Here is a 15,382-nt window from a genome sequence, read left to right on the forward strand (position 1 = left end):
CGAGCCTCCTGGCGGAGCCGCAAGCCCTGCGGTTCCGGTCACGTATGCGCCCTCTATACTCGACAACGCGAACGCCAGTCCATTAGATGTCGCCGGCTTTGCAGAAGGGGATGGGAATGGCAGGTTCGTCGAACGATTCCGCGCTGGTGGACGATGTCTTCGAAACACGGCGCCTGTCGGTCATCCTGGGCGATGTCCCGGCCATTGGCAACCGGCCCGATGCGGAAACCCTGTTCCGGACCCGCGTGGCCGAGCATGGGGAACGGGTCCGCCGCCTGCGGGAGACGGAATCGCCGCTGTTCGTCGAGAACAACGACCTCACCGCCTACGCCGCCGCCGACGGGCCGTTGCCGGAACTGATCCTGGTCGGCGACAACCCGGGGCGCCGGGAGTTCGAGCATTCCGTGTATCTGTGCGTCAAGGGACGCGCCGGCGCCATGGCGCACAGCTTCTTCGATGGGGTTTTCGGCCCGCAGTCCTTCCGCAACAAGGTGATGGTGCTGAACAAAAGCTCCTTCCACACGCCGCGCACGGTGGGCTTGACGGAGGCGATGCGCGGCGGGGCCGGAGTTGGCGACGCCATCCGGCGCGACCAGGAGGAGAACGCGCGGCTGATCGCCGACTCGGTGGCCCTGCTGGGCGTCCCGGTCGTCACCATCGGCATGGAAAGCGGCGGAACGACGTTCCAGAGCTTCCGCAAGGCGCTCGAAGCCCGGTACCGCGCCTTCGGGAACCCCCCGGCGATGTTTCAGGGGAAGCGACTCGCCGGCCCCTTCCGCAAGGTGCCGCACTTCTCGCTCTCCAAGATCTTCTGCCGCAACGCCGACCCGGCCTGGAACGCCGCCCTGGAAGGATTTCTGGCCCGGCACGCCTCCGTTCCCGGCTTGGCGACCGACAACGGCAACGTGTCGTCGAAGGTGCTGCTGGGGCTGGCGGACAGGCGCCTGCTCGCCGATTATTTGGACACGGTGATCCTTGGGGACGGGGAGTAACGGCCCTATTCCGCGACGGGTGGGGAGCCTTCTTGGTGGGTGGTCGCTTTGGGCCCCCACCCTGACCCTCCCCCACTTCGCGGGGGAGGGGATTGAAGGGCGCGCAGCGGAGTTCCCTCCCTCGCCGAAGGTGGGGGAGGGTTAGGGAGGGGCCCGGTGCGAGGGCTCACTCCCTGTCGGAAACTGCCCGCGAGGCTTTGGGGGAAGGTGCCGGTGTTCAACGAGACGGTCGGCCTGACGGTCCTGATCCTGACCGTCGCCACGCTGTACGCGGCGGTCGGGCAGGCGGGCGCTTCGGGCTATCTCGCCGTCATGGGCATCGTCGGGCTGGACCCGGCGACGATGAAGCCGACGGCGCTCGCCCTCAACCTCCTGGTCGCCGGCATCGGCACCGCCCGCTTCGCGCGCGCGGGGCTGTTCGACTGGAAGGTCTTCTACCCGTTCGGCGTCCTGGGAATGCCCTTTTCGTTCTTGGGCGGCACGATGCACCTGCCGCCCCATCTCTATTACCCGCTGGTCGGGGCCATCCTCCTCCTGGCGTCGCTGGAGCTGGCGCGCTCCACCTGGGCGGCGCGAGGAGTCCCCGAGCGGACGGTCCCGGCCCGCCCCCCTTTCCTTCCGGCGCTCGCCGCCGGGGCCGCGGTCGGCTTCCTGTCCGGGATGACCGGCACGGGCGGCGGAATCTTCCTGGCCCCGCTGATCCTGCTCATGGGGTGGGTCGAGACCCGCCGCGCCGCCGCCGTCTCCGCCGCCTACAACCTGCTGAATTCGGCGGCGGCACTGGCCGGGACCTGGACCACCGCCGCGGTCCTGCCGCCGGCCCTGCCCTGGTGGCTGGCCGCCGCCGGGGCCGGCGGAGCGGTCGGGGCCTGGCTGGGCAGCCGCCACCTGCCGACCGCGGCGCTGCGCTATCTGCTCTCCGCGATCCTCGCTTTGTCCGGCATCAAGATGCTGACCGCCTGACCCCCGGCGCCCCCTGCCACGCCCGCCGCTCCCACACATGGGCGGGAAGACGGCTCATCAGGCCGATGGGCAGAAGGAACAGGGCGAGGTTGGTCCAGCAGAAGGCCCGCCGCTCCCCCGTCCGGCCTTGTGGGGAGCGGGAGGCGGCGCGCTCCATCCAGCCGCCGCTGGCCTCCCGATAGTCCGGCATGGCCTCCAGGACGGCGCCGGAGGTGTCGCGGGCCGGGCGGTTGTCGAACATGTCCCGGTCCATGCGGTGGGCCAGCATGCGGTCCGCGAGGCCGGGGGCCACCGCATGCGGCAGGGCGGCGGAGCGTCCCGCGGCGCCGACGAACAGCTCGGGCCGGGGATTCTCGGCGAGCCGCAGGATGGCCTCGGCCACCTCCTCCGGCGGACGCAGCGGAGTCATCGCCTTGACGGCGCGGCCCGTGTAGTTCGCGCCGTGCTGCCACAGCGGCGTGTCGATGGGGCCGGGCAGGACGGTGCAGACCTGGATGCCGGGGTCCTCCACCAGCTCCTGCCGCAGGGTTTCGGAGAAGCCGCGCACCGCGAACTTGCTGGCGGCGTAGGCGGCGGCGTAGCGCTGCCCGACGATGGAGGCCAGCGAAGCGACGTTGATGACCGTGCCCTCCCCCCGCTCCAGGAAATGGGGAAGCACGGCGCGGCAGCCGTTGGCGGTGCCGAAGAAGTTGGTGCGCATCACCTCCTCGAACACGTCCTGCGGAGTCTCCTCGAAAGCCCCGAAGGCGATCACGCCCGCGTTGTTCACCCAGACGTCGATTCCGCCGAACACCTCGATGGCGCGTTCGGCCAGCCGGTTCATCTGATCCTGGTCGCGCACGTCGGTGGGGACCACCATCGCCCGCCCGCCGGCCTCCACGCAGTCCTCCGCGACCTCGTGCAGGGCGGCGTGGCGCCGGGCCGCCAGGACCACCGCGGCCCCGTGGCGCGCGAATTCCAGGGCGGTCGCCCGGCCGATCCCGCTGGACGCCCCGGTGATGACCACCACCTTGTCGAAATGCCGACCGGCCATAAGCGTTGCTCCCGCATCGTTTGTTCGAGTCCGTTTCCTGGCTAACATCCCAGCCCGGCAAAGGTGCCCCGGCCCTCCGGAACGGCCAGCCATCCGGAACGCCCAGCCATCCGGAACGGTGGAGGCGGAGGCGCGAACCCGCTACAGTCGCGGCGTCCGGTGACGATGCAGAAGAAGAGGTTTAGTCCGTGGCGGCCAAGGAACTCGACGTGAAGGGGCTGCATTGCCCGCTGCCCATCCTGCGGACGCGCGCCCTGCTGGACAAGATGGCCGAGGGGGAGGAGGTGATCGTCTACGCCACCGACCCGGCGTCGGTCATCGATTTCAAGCATTTCTGCAACACGACCGACAACGTGCTGCTGGCGCACGAGACGCGCGGGGAGGTGTTCGTGTACCACATCCGCCGCGGCAGCTCCGCCGCCTGACCGCCCCGCCGCCCGACCTTCATCTCCCATTCCTGAAGGAGCCCGCCCCCATGCCGATCCTGCGCCCCGCGGTTCCGCCTCCGCTGCGCCCCGGCGCGGTGGTCCATGGCCCCGGCTCCGCCGCCGTGGACGCGATGCTCGACCGTTTCGTGACGGAGCTGCAACGGCGCGGCTTCCGCGTCGGCGGCGTGGTCCAGCGCAACACCGGCGCGCCCGGCGACTGCGCCGAAGTCATGGAACTGGTGGACGTCGCCACCGGCAAGGCCTACGACATCTCCCAGCATCTGGGCCGCCAATCGCAATCCTGCCGCGTCGATCCCCAGGGGGTGGCGGAGGCCAGCCAGGCTCTGCGCCGCGCCATCGCGGAGCGCGCCGACCTGCTGGTCGTCAACAAGTTCGCGGGGCTGGAGGCGCACGGCGAAGGGCTGGCGGACGAGCTTCTGGCCGGCATCGCCGAGGGGATTCCGGTGCTGACCAGCGTCGGCAGCCGCTTCCTCAACGAATGGCAGGCCTTCACCGGCGGCTTCACCTCCCTGATCTCTCCGGACGAGGAGGCGCTGTGGCGCTGGTGGGGGGCGCACCGGCTCTACGACGACCTGCTGCACGGGGTTGAGGACGCGCCGGTCCGCGCCGTCACCATCGGTGCCAAATGGATCATGGTGGAGACGGAGGGCGCCGGAGGTCCCGGCATCGGCCTCGCCGCCCGCCCGCAGTCGGCGCCGCCGCCCGATCCGGCGCGCTGGGCCGGGATGGGCCTCGCCGAACTGGCCGCGCAGGCCGCCCGGTCCTGGGACGCGCAGGAGGCCACGGTCGGCATGGCCGCCCTGAACGCCCACTACAACCGCCCGGGCCTGACCGGGTCGGCGGCCAACGGTCTGGACCTGTTCGCCGGGATGGAGGGGCGCGTGGTGGTCTTCGGCGCCTTCCCGCAGATTGCCCGGCGCCTGCCCAACGCCCATGTGGTCGAAATGAACCCCAGCGGCGGCGAATATCCGGAAGCCGCCGGGGAGTGGTTGCTGCCGGGCGCGGAGGGCGCCGCCATCACCTCCTCCACCCTGACCAACCGCACCCTGCCCCGCCTGCTGTCGGCGGCGCAGGGGGTGCGCGTCGCCCTGGTCGGTCCCGGCACGCCCCTGACCCCGCGGCTGTTCCGCTACGGCATCGCCGCGCTGGCCGGCTTCGTGGTGGAGGACCGTGACGCTCTGGCCCAGGCGATCCTGGCCGGCGGCTCCTCCCGGAGCTTCCACCGCCATGGCCGCTTCGTCACGCTGCACAACGAACAAAACTGAAGGAGAGGGATTGGAATGGACGAGAAGACCCGCACAGAGCTGGAAGCCGCCGCCTTCCGCGGGCTGGTCGCGCATCTTCAGAAGCGCACCGACGTGCAGAACATCGACCTGATGAATCTGGCCGGCTTCTGCCGCAACTGCCTGTCCAAATGGTACGCCGCCGCCGCCAAGGAGCGCGGCGTGCCGCTGACCGACGAGGAGGCCCGCATCGCCGTCTACGGCATGCCCTATTCGGAGTGGAAGGCGAAGCACCAGAAGGAGGCCACCCCCGAACAGCAGCAGAAGTTCGAGGACACCAAGCCCCTGCACGCCGAAATCAGCGGCCACATGCCGAAGAAGTAACGGGTCGGAATCCCCTCTCCCGCCCCGGGAGAGGGTATCTCAGGACGCCCTGGCGTTCAGGCGAACAGGCCGGTGAAGGGCAGGAATTCCACCATGTCCCCTTCGCGGATCGTCGTGGCGTCCGCGGGCATGTCGACCAGCCCGTCCGCCTCGACCATGGAGGTCAGCACGCCGGAGCTGTCGCTGGGGAACTTGTGGGCGACCGGACGGCCGTCGGGTCCGGTCGCCAGACGGGCGCGCAGGAATTCGCGCCGTCCCGGCTTCTTCCGGAACTCGAACCCGGCGACGACGAGGCAGCGCGGGGTCGGCGCGCTCTCCGCCCCCGACAGGCGAAGCACCAGCGGGCGGCCCACCAGCATGAAGGTCACCATGGCCGACACCGGGTTGCCCGGCAGGCCGAGGAACGGCGTCGTCCCGATGCGCCCGAGCGCCAGCGGCTTGCCCGGCTTCAACGCCAGCTTCCACAGATCGACGGACCCAAGCTCGCCGACCACCGCCTTCACATGGTCCTCCTCCCCCACCGAGGCGCCGCCGGAGGTGACGACCAGATCGGCGGTCGCGGCGGCGTCGGCCAGCGCGGCGCGGGTGACGTCCGGCTTGTCCGGCAGGATGCCCAGGTCGCGCACCTCCGCCCCCAGCGCGTCGAGCTGGGCGGCCAGCGTGTAGCGGTTGGCGTCGTAGATGGTGCCGTCCGGCTTGTCCGTCCCCGGCTCGCGCAGCTCGTCGCCGGTGGAGAACAGGACGACGCGCAGCCGCTTGCGCACCGACAGGCTGGACCGGCCCACCGCGGCGGCCAGCCCGATCTCCTGGGCGCGCAGCCGCAGGCCGGGGGTGAGAACCACGGACCCCGCCGTCATGTCCTCACCCGCGTCGCGGATGTTGGCGCCGCGCTCCAGGGTCGCGGGCACCAGCACCGTTCCTCCCTTGGACCCGTCCTCGGCCCGGCAATCCTCCTGCATGGCGACGGTGTCCACCCCCACCGGAATCGGCGCGCCGGTGAAGATGCGCACCGCCTCGCCCGGCCCGACCGTTCCGGGGAAGACGGTGCCGGCCGGCACGCGGCCGACCACGCTCAGCCGCAGATGGTCGCCCGCCGGATCGTTCCCCGCCATACGGAAGCCCCAGCCGTCCATCGCCGAGACCGCCACCGGTGGGACGTTCACCGTCGCGGTCACCGGTTCCGCCAGGATGCGTCCCAGAGCGGCGCGCAGCGGCACCTCTTCCGGCTCCGTCACCGCACCGTAGGTTCGCTGCACGCGGGCCAGCGCCTCGTCCAGCGGAAGGGGGGCAGTGGGGGCGGGGCCGGCGAAGCAGTCCATGCGAAGTTCCTTCTCCCTTGCAGGCGTCCGCCCTCGGCGTGCCATATCGCGCCGCATAGTCCGGAGCACGGGCGGTGCGCACCTTGATCATCGTCAAGACGCGGCCCGGCGCAAGCGCCCGTTCGGGAACCCACCATCCCGACGGGTCGCCCTCCGGCCCCGCCCGTCTCTTAACTATGGGCTATACGAATTATTTCTCGCAGCGCTGCGTTTTCGGCCTTGCGCATTTGGATCGATCCAAATAGGCTCACCGTCACGTTCGGCGCCGAGGGCGTTGCCGCAGGCCGCCGGACGACGAGAGGCCGACAACGAGAATCCCGCACAGGGACCGTCCACCGGCAGAGCGCGGCCCCTGATCCGGCTGCGCCCCGGCTTGGCTGCGGAGGGAAAAGCCCGTGAACTACACGTTCGACTTCAACGCCGTCATCGGGTCCTGGGACTATCTGCTCCAGGGCGCGTGGCTGACCGTGCAATTGTCGATCGGCGCCATGATTCTCGGCCTGATCGTCGCGATTCTCTGCGCGCTCGGCAAGACGTCCGGGCCGAAGCCGATCCGCTGGATCATCAACGCCTACATCGAGGTGGTGCGCAACACGCCCTTCCTGGTGCAGATCTTCCTGATCTTCTTCGGGCTGCCGACCATGGGCATCCGCCTGTCGCCGGACCTCGCGGCGCTGATCGCCATGGTCGTCAATGTCGGGGCCTACGCGACGGAGATCATCCGCGCCGGCATCGAATCGATCCAAAAAGGCCAGATCGAAGCCGGGCTGGCGCTGGGGCTGAAGCCGTTGCAGGTCTTCCGCTACGTCGTCATCAAGCCGGCGCTGCGCACCGTCTACCCGGCGCTGACCAGCCAGTTCATCTTGCTGATGCTCAGCTCCAGCGTGGTGTCGGCGATCTCGGCGGACGAGCTGACCTCGGTGGCCAACAACATCCAGTCGCAGACCTTCCGCAGCTTCGAGATCTACATCGTGGTGACCGGCATCTATCTGGCGCTGGCGATGATGTTCTCCGCTCTGTTCGCCGGCATCTACAAGCTGGCCTTCGCCTACGACACCGACCGGCGCTGAGGGAGGGCCGAGCCATGATCCGCGCCTTCAGTTACAACGAGTTCCTGTTCCTCCTCAGCGCCGTGCAATGGACGCTGGCGCTGTCGGCCATCGCCTTCGTCGGCGGAGCGACGGTCGGCCTGTTCATCGCGCTGGCCCGCACCTCGGAGATCAAGGCGGTGCGGCTGGCCGCCACCGGCTACATCCAGCTTTTCCAGGGCACGCCGCTGCTGATGCAGTTGTTCCTGGTCTTCTTCGGCGCCACGGTGCTGGGCTTCGACCTGAACCCCTGGGCCGCCGCGGCGCTGGGCCTGACGCTGAACGCCAGCGCCTTCCTGGGCGAAATCTGGCGCGGCTGCATCCAGTCGGTGCCGCGCGGCCAGTGGGAGGCGGCCTCCGCGCTCGGCCTGCGCTACCCGGGGCTGATGCGCTACGTGATCCTGCCGCAGGCGGTGAAGGTCGCGGTGCCGCCGACCGTCGGTTTCCTCGTGCAGCTCATCAAGAGCACGTCGCTGGCCGCCATCATCGGCTTCACCGAACTGACCCGCGCCGGGCAGATCGTCAACAACGCCACCTTCCAGCCCTTCCTGGTGTTCGGGATCGTGGCAGCGCTCTACTTCGCCATGTGCTGGCCGCTGTCGCTTCTCAGCGCCCGGCTGGAGCGGCGCTACGCCGTCGCCACCCGCTAAGCCCAAAACTGACCTTCGTCTTCATAAGAACCGTGAGGAAACCCCCAATGAGCCTGTCGATCACCCGCCGCCTCGCCGTCGCCGGCGCCATGATGGCCGCTGCCGTCGCCCTGGCCGTTCCCGCCGCCGCCCAGACCGTCGACGAGATCAAGTCGAAGGGCAAGCTGACCATCGGCATGCTGGTGGACTTCCCGCCCTTCGGCATCACCACCGTCGACGGCAAGCCCGACGGCTACGACGCCGACGTCGCCAAGCTGCTGGGCAAGCACATGGGCGTCCCGGTGGAGATCGTTCCGGTCACCGGCCCGAACCGCATCCCCTATCTGCTGACCAACAAGGTGGACCTGCTGGTCGCCTCGCTGGGCATCACCCCGGCCCGCGCCGAGCAGGTGCAGTTCTCCGAGCCCTACGCCGCCATCGAGATCGGTCTGGTCGCCCCCGCCGACACCAAGATCAAGGACGCGGCGGAGCTGTCCGGCAAGCGCGTCGGCGTCGCCCGCGCCAGCACCCAGGACAACGCCCTGACCGCCGTCGCCCCGAAGGACGCGCGCATCATGCGCTTCGACGACGACGCCAGCGCCGTGCAGGCCATGCTGTCCGGTCAGGTCGACGCGCTGGGCCTCAGCAACGTGGTCACCAAGGAGATCAAGAAGCTGGCGCCGCAGGCGAACTACGAGATGAAGTTCGTCCTGAACCGTCAGGTCCAGGGCATCGCCATGCGCAAGGGCCAGGACGCCCTGCTGAAGTGGGTCAACGAGTTCATCGAGACCGCGAAGGCGAATGGCGAGCTGAACGAGGTCCACAAGAAGTGGCTGGGCACCGACCTGCCCCCGCTGACCAAGTCGTAATCGCTCAATCCCCTCTCCCGCCCCGGGAGAGGGTGCCCGCGAAGCGGGCGGGTGAGGGTACCGGCGAGGATCAGCGCACCATTCTCGGCGGCACCCTCACCCTTCCCACGCTCCGCGTGGGTCCCTTCCCTCTCCCGGGGCTCTCAGCGGCTATAGCCGCCTGACGCCGTCAGCGCCCGCATAGCGGGCGCGAGAGGCGGGAGAGGGCCAAATCAGCAGGAGTTTCCCCCATGGCGCTGGCTTACGAATCCACGGACGCCCCCATGCCGCGGCCCGTCAGCGGCGAGGTCGTCATCCGCATGGAAGGCGTCCAGAAATGGTACGACAGCTTCCACGTGCTGAAGGACATCGAGCTGGAGGTCCGCAAGGGGGAACGCATCGTCATCTGCGGCCCCTCCGGCTCCGGCAAATCCACGCTGATCCGCTGCATCAACCAGCTTGAGAAGCACCAGAAGGGCACGATCACCGTCAACGGGATCACCCTCGATTCCCACCACCGCCACCTGGATCAGGTGCGGCGCGAGGTCGGGATGGTCTTCCAGCAGTTCAACCTGTTCCCGCACCTGACCGTGCTTCAGAACTGCATGCTGGCCCCCATGAAGGTGCGCGGCACCTCCAAGGACGAGGCGCGGGCCATCGCCACGAAGTATCTGGAGCGCGTGCGCATCCCGGAGCAGGCGGACAAGTATCCCGGTCAGTTGTCCGGCGGCCAGCAGCAGCGCGTCGCCATCGCCCGTTCGCTGTGCATGAACCCGAAGGTGATGCTGTTCGACGAGCCGACCTCCGCGCTGGACCCCGAGATGGTCAAGGAGGTGCTGGACACCATGATCGGCCTCGCCGAGGACGGCATGACCATGCTCTGCGTGACCCACGAGATGGGCTTCGCCAAGTCGGTCGCCGACCGCGTGATCTTCATGGACCGCGGCGAGATCGTCGAGCAGGCCACCCCCGCCGAGTTCTTCACCAATCCCAAGTCCGAGCGGACCCGCAATTTCCTCGGCCAAATTCTCTCGCATTAAGGACAGCATGTCGATGAAGCCGGAGATCCTCCTCGTCGAACCCATGATGCCGTACATCGAGGCGGCGCTGGACGCGGGTTACACCGTCCACCGCCTCGCCGCCGCGCCCGACCGCGACCGGCTGGTGGCGGAGGTGGGGCCGCGCGTCCGCGCCGTCGTCACCGGCGGCGGCACGGGCGTCGGCAACGCGGTCATGGATGCCTGTCCCAACCTGGGGATCGTCGCGATCAACGGGGTCGGCACCGACGCGGTGGACCTGAAGCACGCGGCAAGCCGCGGCGTGCGCGTCACCAACACACCCGACGTGCTGACCGACGACGTGGCCGATCTCGCCATCGGGCTGATGATCGCCGGGTCGCGCCGGATGATGGTCGGCGACCGCTTCGTGCGCGCCGGGCGCTGGCCGGGCGGCAGCCTGCCGCTGGCCCGCAAGGTGACCGGCAAGCGGCTGGGCATCCTGGGTCTGGGCCGCATCGGGCAGGCCATCGCCCAGCGCGCCGCCGGGTTCGGCATGGACATCGCCTACACCAACCGCAAGCCGCGCGGCGACGTGCCCTACCGCTTCGTCGCGTCTCCGGTCGATCTGGCGCGGGAGAGCGATATCCTGATCGTCGCCGCCTCCGCCGGGGCGGACGCCCGCAACATGGTCAACCGCGCGGTGATCGAGGCGCTGGGTCCGGACGGGCTGCTGGTCAACGTCGCCCGCGGCGCCGTGGTGGACGAGCCGGAACTGGTCGCCGCCCTGGCCGACGGGCGGCTGGGCGGGGCCGCGCTGGACGTCTTCGCCAACGAACCGCACGCGCCCGAGGCCCTGTTCGGCCTGGACAGCGTCGTCCTCCAGCCGCATCAGGCGAGCGCCACGGTGGAGACGCGCAAGGCCATGGGCGATCTGGTCCTGGCGAATCTGTCCGCCTTCTTCGCGGGGCAACCCTTGCCGACCGCGGTGGTGTAGAAGACCGCGGAGTCACCACCCACGCGAAAGCCCCCATGACCATTCTCGACGAGCGCGGCGGCCCGGCCCGAATCACCCTGACGGAGGTCGCGAACCACGCGGGCGTGTCGCGGTCCACCGTTTCGCTCGTCCTGCGCGGCAGTCCGCTGGTCGCCACCGAGACGCGGGAGCGCGTGCAGGCCGCCATCGAGGCGCTCGGCTATGTCTACAACCGAGGCGCGGCGACCCTGCGCGCCACCCGCACCGACACGGTCGGCCTGCTGGTCTGCGAGATCAGCAACTCCTTCTACGGCGAGCTGACCGCCGGGGTGGACGACGTGCTGGGCGAGGAGGGGGTGGTCGCCTTCCTCGCCAACACCGCGGAGTCGCCCGAACGGCAGGACCGCTTCCTCCAGCGCATGCGGGAGCACAATGTGGACGGGGTGATCGTCTGCCCCACCGCCGGCACGCCCCCCGACCTGCTGGAACGGCTGCGCCGGTGGCAGCTTCCCTGCGTGCAGGCGCTGCGCTTCGTCTCCGCGCGGGACGGCGACTATGCCGGGGTGGATTACGAGTTCGGCATGGAGATGGTGACCGAGCATCTGATCCGCCTCGGCCACCGCCGCATCGCCTTCGTCGGCGGCAACCTGTCCCACTCCGCCGCCACGGGGCGCCGCGCCGGCTTCGGCACCGCCATGCGGCGGCACGGCCTGTCACCCGACCTGATCGTCCGCTGTCCCGTCACCCGCCGCGCCGGGCTGGACGCGGTGGGGCCGCTGCTGGACCTGCCCGACCCGCCGACCGCGATGCTTTGTTACAACGACATGGTCGCGTTCGGCGCGATGCTGGGGCTGGAGGCGCGTGGCCTGAAGGCCGGGCGGGACATCGCCGTGACCGGCTTCGACGACGTGACCGAAGCGGCGATGAGCCGTCCGGCCCTGACCACCGTCGCCACCTCCGCCCGCCAGATCGGGCAGGAGGCCGCCCGCCTGCTGCTGCGCCGCATCGCCGATCCGCAGGGCGCGCCGGAGCGCGTGATCCTGCCCGCCCGGCTGGTCATCCGTGAATCCTGCGGCGCCATGAGATCTTCGCCCGCCAGGCACCAATAACCCGAAGAAGGCCCGATCCCGATGAACGATTCCGTATTCGGCGATTCCGTCGACGCTCTGCTCCAGGCGCGCGAAAGCCGCAACTGGCTGTCCGCCCTGCCCAGCCGCCCCACCAGCGAGGCCGAGGCCTACGCCATCCAGGACGAGGTGGCCCGCCGCCTCGGCCCGGTCGTCGCCTGGAAGGTCGGCGCCCGCACCCCGGAGTCGGAGCCGTTCCGCGCCCCCATCCACGCCGACACGCTGTTCTTCGACACCACGGCGCTTCCCGCCGCGATGTTCCAGGTCATCGGCATGGAGGCGGAGATCGCCTACAGATTCGCCAAGGACCTGCCGCCCCGCGCCGAACCCTACACGCGGGAGGAGGTGCTCGACGCCGTGGAGTCCGTCCACCCCGCCTTCGAGATCGTGGACACGCGCTTCGCCGGTTTCGGCTCGCAGGACTGGTTCAGCCACATGGCCGACCAGTTCAACCACGGCGCCCTGGTCGTCGGCCCGGCCATCGCCGATTGGCGCTCGCTGGAACCGCTGAAGGAGCGCGTGACCCTGGTCGTGGACGGCGAACAGAAGATCGAGACCGTCGCCGGCAATTCCGCGGGCGAGCCGGTCCGGCTTCTGGTGTGGATGGCGAACAGCGGCGCGGTCAGCCTGGGCGGCCTGAAGGCCGGCGACGTGGTGACCACGGGTTCCCACATCGGCACCGTCATGGTCCCGGCGGGCAGCACGTCGGTCGCCGTCTACGGGACGATGGGGACGTATGAGCTGACGGTGGGGTGATCGGACTCCCCTCGCCCCCCTGCCCCTGGGGAGAGGGTTTAGGGTGAGGGGGCGCCCGCAGGGCGTCCAAGCTCTGCAATGAGTCAAAGTTGTCGGCCTACGGCCGCCCCCTCATCCTGACCCTCTCCCCGGAGGGGAGAAGGAATGGTTTCTCACCCGAACACCGACGCCCCCGCCTCCGCGCTGCCGACCGCCCGGCGGAACACCCCGAACAGCTCCCGCCCGCAGCCGGCACCCGCATCCACGGGCGCCTCCGCCGAGACACGCGACTCCCAATCCGGGGCGTCCAGCACTTCCAGCACCCCGCGCTCCGTGTCCAGCCGCAGCACGTCGCCATCCCGGACGCGCCCCAGCGGCCCGCCCGCGGCGGCTTCCGGCGTGACGTGGATCGCCGCCGGCACCTTGCCCGACGCCCCCGACATCCGCCCATCCGTCACCAGGGCGACCCGGTATCCCAGATCCTGAAGCACCCCCAGCGGCGGCGTCAGCTTGTGGAGTTCCGGCATGCCGTTGGCCTTAGGCCCCTGGAAGCGGACCACCACGATCACGTCGCGGTGCAGCTCGCCCCGGCGGAACGCCGCCTGCACCGACTCCTGATCGGTGAAGACGCGGGCCGGCGCCTCGATCACGCGGTGATCCGGCTTCACGGCGGAGACCTTCACCACGGCGCGCCCCAGCGGCCCGGTCAGCACGCGCAGCCCGCCCTCCGCCGCCATGGGCGCCGAGACGGGAGCCAGCACCGCCGGGTCGGCGCTCTCGCGGACCGGCGCGCCGCGGACCAGTCCACCACCCTCCAGACGCAGCGGACGGCGGTAGGCGCCGATGCCCTCCCCCTCCCACACGGTGGCGGCGTCGGCATGCAGGAGCCCGGCGTCGGCCAGCTCTCCTATCAGGAAGGCCATGCCGCCCGCCGCCTCGAACTGGTTCACGTCGGCGCTGCCGTTCGGGTAGACGCGGGCGAGCAGCGGCACCACCGCCGACAGATCGGCGAAATCCTCCCAGGTCAGGGCGATCCCCGCCGCCGCCGCGATGGCCGGCAGATGCAGCGTGTGGTTGGTGGAGCCGCCCGTGGCGAGAAGCCCGACCACCGCGTTGACGACGGCGCGCTCGTCCACGATCTCCCCGATGGGCGTGCGAAGGCCCACCACCCGCCGCGCCGCCGCGTCGGTCAGCGCGTCGCGCAGCGGCGTGCCGGGGTTGGCGAAGCTCGCCCCCGGCAGGTGCAGCCCCATCATCTCCACCAGCATCTGGTTCGAATTGGCGGTTCCGTAGAAGGTGCAGGTGCCCGGCGAATGGTAGGACGCGGCCTCCGCCTCCAGAAGCGCGTGCTTGTCGAGCTTGCCTTCCGCGTGAAGCTGGCGGATTCGCCCCTTCTCCTTGTTGGGCAGGCCGGAGGGCATCGGCCCGGCGGGCACGAAGACGGTCGGCTGATGGCCGAAGGACAAGGCGCCGATCAGCAGCCCCGGAACGATCTTGTCGCAGACGCCCAGGCACAGCACCCCGTCGAAGGTGCCGTGCGACAGCGCCACCGCCGTCCCCATGGCGATCACCTCGCGGGAGAAGAGCGACAGCTCCATGCCCGGCTCACCCTGGGTGATGCCGTCGCACATGGCCGGAACGCCGCCCGCCACCTGGGCCACGCCCCCCGCCGCGCGCACCGCCGCCTTGAGGCGCTCCGGGTAGGCGCCGTAGGGCTGATGGGCGGACAGCATGTCGTTGTAGGAGGTGACGATGCCGATGGCCGGCGTGGCGCCGCCGCGCAGCGCCGCCTTGTCCTCCGCGGCGGTGCAGCCGGCGAAGCCGTGCGCCCGGTTGGCGCAGCCCAGCGACAGGCGCCGCGGCCCTTGAGCGGCGGCGGCCCGCAACCGCTCCAGATAGGCGGCGCGGGAGGTGGCGCTGCGCTCCCGGATGCGGCGGGTGACGGCGTCGAGGACGGGGTGGAGGCTCATGGCGCGGTCCTTGCCGAAATGGGAGTATGGCCGGGCATAAAGAAGTCAGGCGGCGGGGGCGACCAGGGCGGCGACGCGGGCGGCGATCTCCGCCGGGGTGGCGTCGATGTCGCAGACGATGCCCAACTCCCCGGACTCCAGCGGTTCCAGCGCCGCGAACTGGCTGTCGAGCAGGTTGGCCGGCATGAAATGACCGGTGCGCAGAGCCATCCGGGCGTGGATCGTCTCCCGGCTGCCGTGCAGATGGACGAACAGGACGCGCGTCCCCCCGGCGCCCAGCCGCTCGCGGTAGCGGCGCTTCAACGCGGAGCAGGACACGACGACCGGCGCCCTCGCCTCCCGCGCCAGCGCGATGTGGGCGGCGATGGTGTCCAGCCAGCCCCAGCGGTCCGAGTCTTCGAGCGGGATGCCGGCGGACATCTTCGCGATGTTCTCCGGCGGGTGGAAGGCGTCACCCTCCAGGAACTGCCAGCCAAGCCGCCGGGCCAACTCCTCCCCCACCGAGGTCTTGCCGCAGCCCGCCACGCCCATCACCAAGACGGCGTCCACCGGACCGGTGGTGTTAGCGGTAACATCTGGAGACGGAAGAGCGTTCATGCCGGTCGGTCCTCGAAACGAAATGAGCGGGGAGATAGGCATATGTTACCGCTA

At 70.2% G+C, this 15,382-nt stretch carries 16 protein-coding genes; 12 read left to right on the forward strand and 4 right to left on the reverse strand.

The features are described 5' to 3' along the window. Positions 1-116: 116 nt before the first annotated feature. Complete coding sequence (locus DS843_RS06720; protein WP_208852191.1) at positions 117-992, forward strand: hypothetical protein; 876 nt, start codon at positions 117-119, stop codon at positions 990-992. 213 nt (positions 993-1,205) lie between these two features. Continuing rightward, complete coding sequence (locus DS843_RS06730; RefSeq protein ID WP_149468129.1) at positions 1,206-1,955, forward strand: sulfite exporter TauE/SafE family protein; 750 nt, start codon at positions 1,206-1,208, stop codon at positions 1,953-1,955. Here DS843_RS06730 and DS843_RS06735 read toward each other — a convergent pair. Further along, a complete protein-coding gene (locus DS843_RS06735; RefSeq protein ID WP_149468130.1) occupies positions 1,936-2,988 on the reverse strand; it encodes an SDR family oxidoreductase in 1,053 nt (350 codons plus the stop codon). The two genes, DS843_RS06730 and DS843_RS06735, sit on opposite strands and share 20 nt — an antisense overlap. 188 nt (positions 2,989-3,176) lie before the next feature. On the opposite strand from DS843_RS06735, the gene DS843_RS06740 reads away from it, so the two are divergent. The 3 genes from DS843_RS06740 to DS843_RS06750 are packed head-to-tail and all read left to right on the forward strand — an operon-like array spanning position 3,177 to position 5,044. Continuing rightward, the gene (locus DS843_RS06740; RefSeq protein ID WP_149468131.1) at positions 3,177-3,413 is read left to right on the forward strand and encodes a sulfurtransferase TusA family protein; all 237 of its coding nucleotides are present in this window, start codon (positions 3,177-3,179) and stop codon (positions 3,411-3,413) included. Positions 3,414-3,463: 50 nt separating this feature from the next. After that, positions 3,464-4,702, forward strand: a complete 1,239-nt coding sequence (locus DS843_RS06745; RefSeq protein WP_149468132.1) for a DUF2478 domain-containing protein — start codon at positions 3,464-3,466, stop codon at positions 4,700-4,702. A 15-nt stretch (positions 4,703-4,717) separates the two neighbouring features. Further along, positions 4,718-5,044, forward strand: a complete 327-nt coding sequence (locus DS843_RS06750) for a DUF1244 domain-containing protein (protein ID WP_149468133.1) — start codon at positions 4,718-4,720, stop codon at positions 5,042-5,044. A gap of 56 nt (positions 5,045-5,100) precedes the next feature. Here DS843_RS06750 and DS843_RS06755 read toward each other — a convergent pair whose 3' ends face one another. Further along, a complete protein-coding gene (locus tag DS843_RS06755; RefSeq protein ID WP_149468134.1) occupies positions 5,101-6,363 on the reverse strand; it encodes a molybdopterin molybdotransferase MoeA in 1,263 nt (420 codons plus the stop codon). Positions 6,364-6,758: 395 nt separating this feature from the next. Here DS843_RS06755 and DS843_RS06760 point away from each other — a divergent pair, with 395 nt between their 5' ends. From DS843_RS06760 to DS843_RS06790, 7 genes are all read left to right on the forward strand, one after another. Beyond that, positions 6,759-7,433, forward strand: coding sequence for an amino acid ABC transporter permease (locus DS843_RS06760; protein ID WP_149468135.1), 675 nt, complete (start codon positions 6,759-6,761; stop codon positions 7,431-7,433). A 14-nt stretch (positions 7,434-7,447) separates the two neighbouring features. Next, entirely contained in the window at positions 7,448-8,101 is a 654-nt protein-coding gene (locus tag DS843_RS06765) for an amino acid ABC transporter permease (protein WP_149468136.1), read from the forward strand. A gap of 47 nt (positions 8,102-8,148) precedes the next feature. Then, complete coding sequence (locus DS843_RS06770; RefSeq protein WP_149468137.1) at positions 8,149-8,949, forward strand: transporter substrate-binding domain-containing protein; 801 nt, start codon at positions 8,149-8,151, stop codon at positions 8,947-8,949. Positions 8,950-9,179: 230 nt separating this feature from the next. Beyond that, positions 9,180-9,968 carry an amino acid ABC transporter ATP-binding protein gene (locus DS843_RS06775; protein ID WP_286191975.1) on the forward strand — a complete coding sequence of 263 codons (789 nt, stop codon included), beginning with the start codon at positions 9,180-9,182 and terminating at the stop codon, positions 9,966-9,968. A 13-nt stretch (positions 9,969-9,981) separates the two neighbouring features. After that, positions 9,982-10,920 (forward strand): 2-hydroxyacid dehydrogenase, encoded by a 939-nt coding sequence (locus tag DS843_RS06780; protein ID WP_149468371.1) that lies wholly within the window; start codon positions 9,982-9,984, stop codon positions 10,918-10,920. Positions 10,921-10,955: 35 nt separating this feature from the next. After that, positions 10,956-12,008, forward strand: a complete 1,053-nt coding sequence (locus DS843_RS06785) for a LacI family DNA-binding transcriptional regulator (protein WP_149468138.1) — start codon at positions 10,956-10,958, stop codon at positions 12,006-12,008. Between the two features lie 21 nt (positions 12,009-12,029). Next, entirely contained in the window at positions 12,030-12,782 is a 753-nt protein-coding gene (locus tag DS843_RS06790; protein WP_149468139.1) for a 2-keto-4-pentenoate hydratase, read from the forward strand. 152 nt (positions 12,783-12,934) lie between these two features. Here DS843_RS06790 and edd read toward each other — a convergent pair whose 3' ends face one another. Further along, positions 12,935-14,731, reverse strand: a complete 1,797-nt coding sequence (edd, locus tag DS843_RS06795; protein ID WP_149468140.1) for a phosphogluconate dehydratase — start codon at positions 14,729-14,731, stop codon at positions 12,935-12,937. Positions 14,732-14,776: 45 nt separating this feature from the next. After that, on the reverse strand, positions 14,777-15,328 hold the full coding sequence (locus DS843_RS06800; RefSeq protein ID WP_149468141.1) for a gluconokinase: 552 nt from the start codon (positions 15,326-15,328) through the stop codon (positions 14,777-14,779). Between the last annotated feature and the right edge of the window lie 54 nt (positions 15,329-15,382).

Source organism: Roseomonas genomospecies 6 (assembly GCF_008365375.1).
Lineage (GTDB): Bacteria > Pseudomonadota > Alphaproteobacteria > Azospirillales > Azospirillaceae > Azospirillum.

What these genes read in the sequence shown, in the direction of transcription:
- DS843_RS06780 (WP_149468371.1), top strand. Translation starts at nt 9,982, where the DNA reads ATGAAGCCGGAGATCCTCCTCGTCGAACCCATGATGCCGTACATCGAG.
- DS843_RS06785 (WP_149468138.1), top strand. Translation starts at nt 10,956, where the DNA reads ATGACCATTCTCGACGAGCGCGGCGGCCCGGCCCGAATCACCCTGACG.
- DS843_RS06750 (WP_149468133.1), top strand. Translation starts at nt 4,718, where the DNA reads ATGGACGAGAAGACCCGCACAGAGCTGGAAGCCGCCGCCTTCCGCGGG.
- DS843_RS06790 (WP_149468139.1), top strand. Translation starts at nt 12,030, where the DNA reads ATGAACGATTCCGTATTCGGCGATTCCGTCGACGCTCTGCTCCAGGCG.
- DS843_RS06755 (WP_149468134.1), bottom strand. Translation starts at nt 6,363, where the DNA reads ATGGACTGCTTCGCCGGCCCCGCCCCCACTGCCCCCCTTCCGCTGGAC.
- DS843_RS06800 (WP_149468141.1), bottom strand. Translation starts at nt 15,328, where the DNA reads ATGAACGCTCTTCCGTCTCCAGATGTTACCGCTAACACCACCGGTCCG.
- DS843_RS06735 (WP_149468130.1), bottom strand. Translation starts at nt 2,988, where the DNA reads ATGGCCGGTCGGCATTTCGACAAGGTGGTGGTCATCACCGGGGCGTCC.
- DS843_RS06745 (WP_149468132.1), top strand. Translation starts at nt 3,464, where the DNA reads ATGCCGATCCTGCGCCCCGCGGTTCCGCCTCCGCTGCGCCCCGGCGCG.
- DS843_RS06770 (WP_149468137.1), top strand. Translation starts at nt 8,149, where the DNA reads ATGAGCCTGTCGATCACCCGCCGCCTCGCCGTCGCCGGCGCCATGATG.
- edd (WP_149468140.1), bottom strand. Translation starts at nt 14,731, where the DNA reads ATGAGCCTCCACCCCGTCCTCGACGCCGTCACCCGCCGCATCCGGGAG.
- DS843_RS06765 (WP_149468136.1), top strand. Translation starts at nt 7,448, where the DNA reads ATGATCCGCGCCTTCAGTTACAACGAGTTCCTGTTCCTCCTCAGCGCC.
- DS843_RS06775 (WP_286191975.1), top strand. Translation starts at nt 9,180, where the DNA reads ATGGCGCTGGCTTACGAATCCACGGACGCCCCCATGCCGCGGCCCGTC.
- DS843_RS06720 (WP_208852191.1), top strand. Translation starts at nt 117, where the DNA reads ATGGCAGGTTCGTCGAACGATTCCGCGCTGGTGGACGATGTCTTCGAA.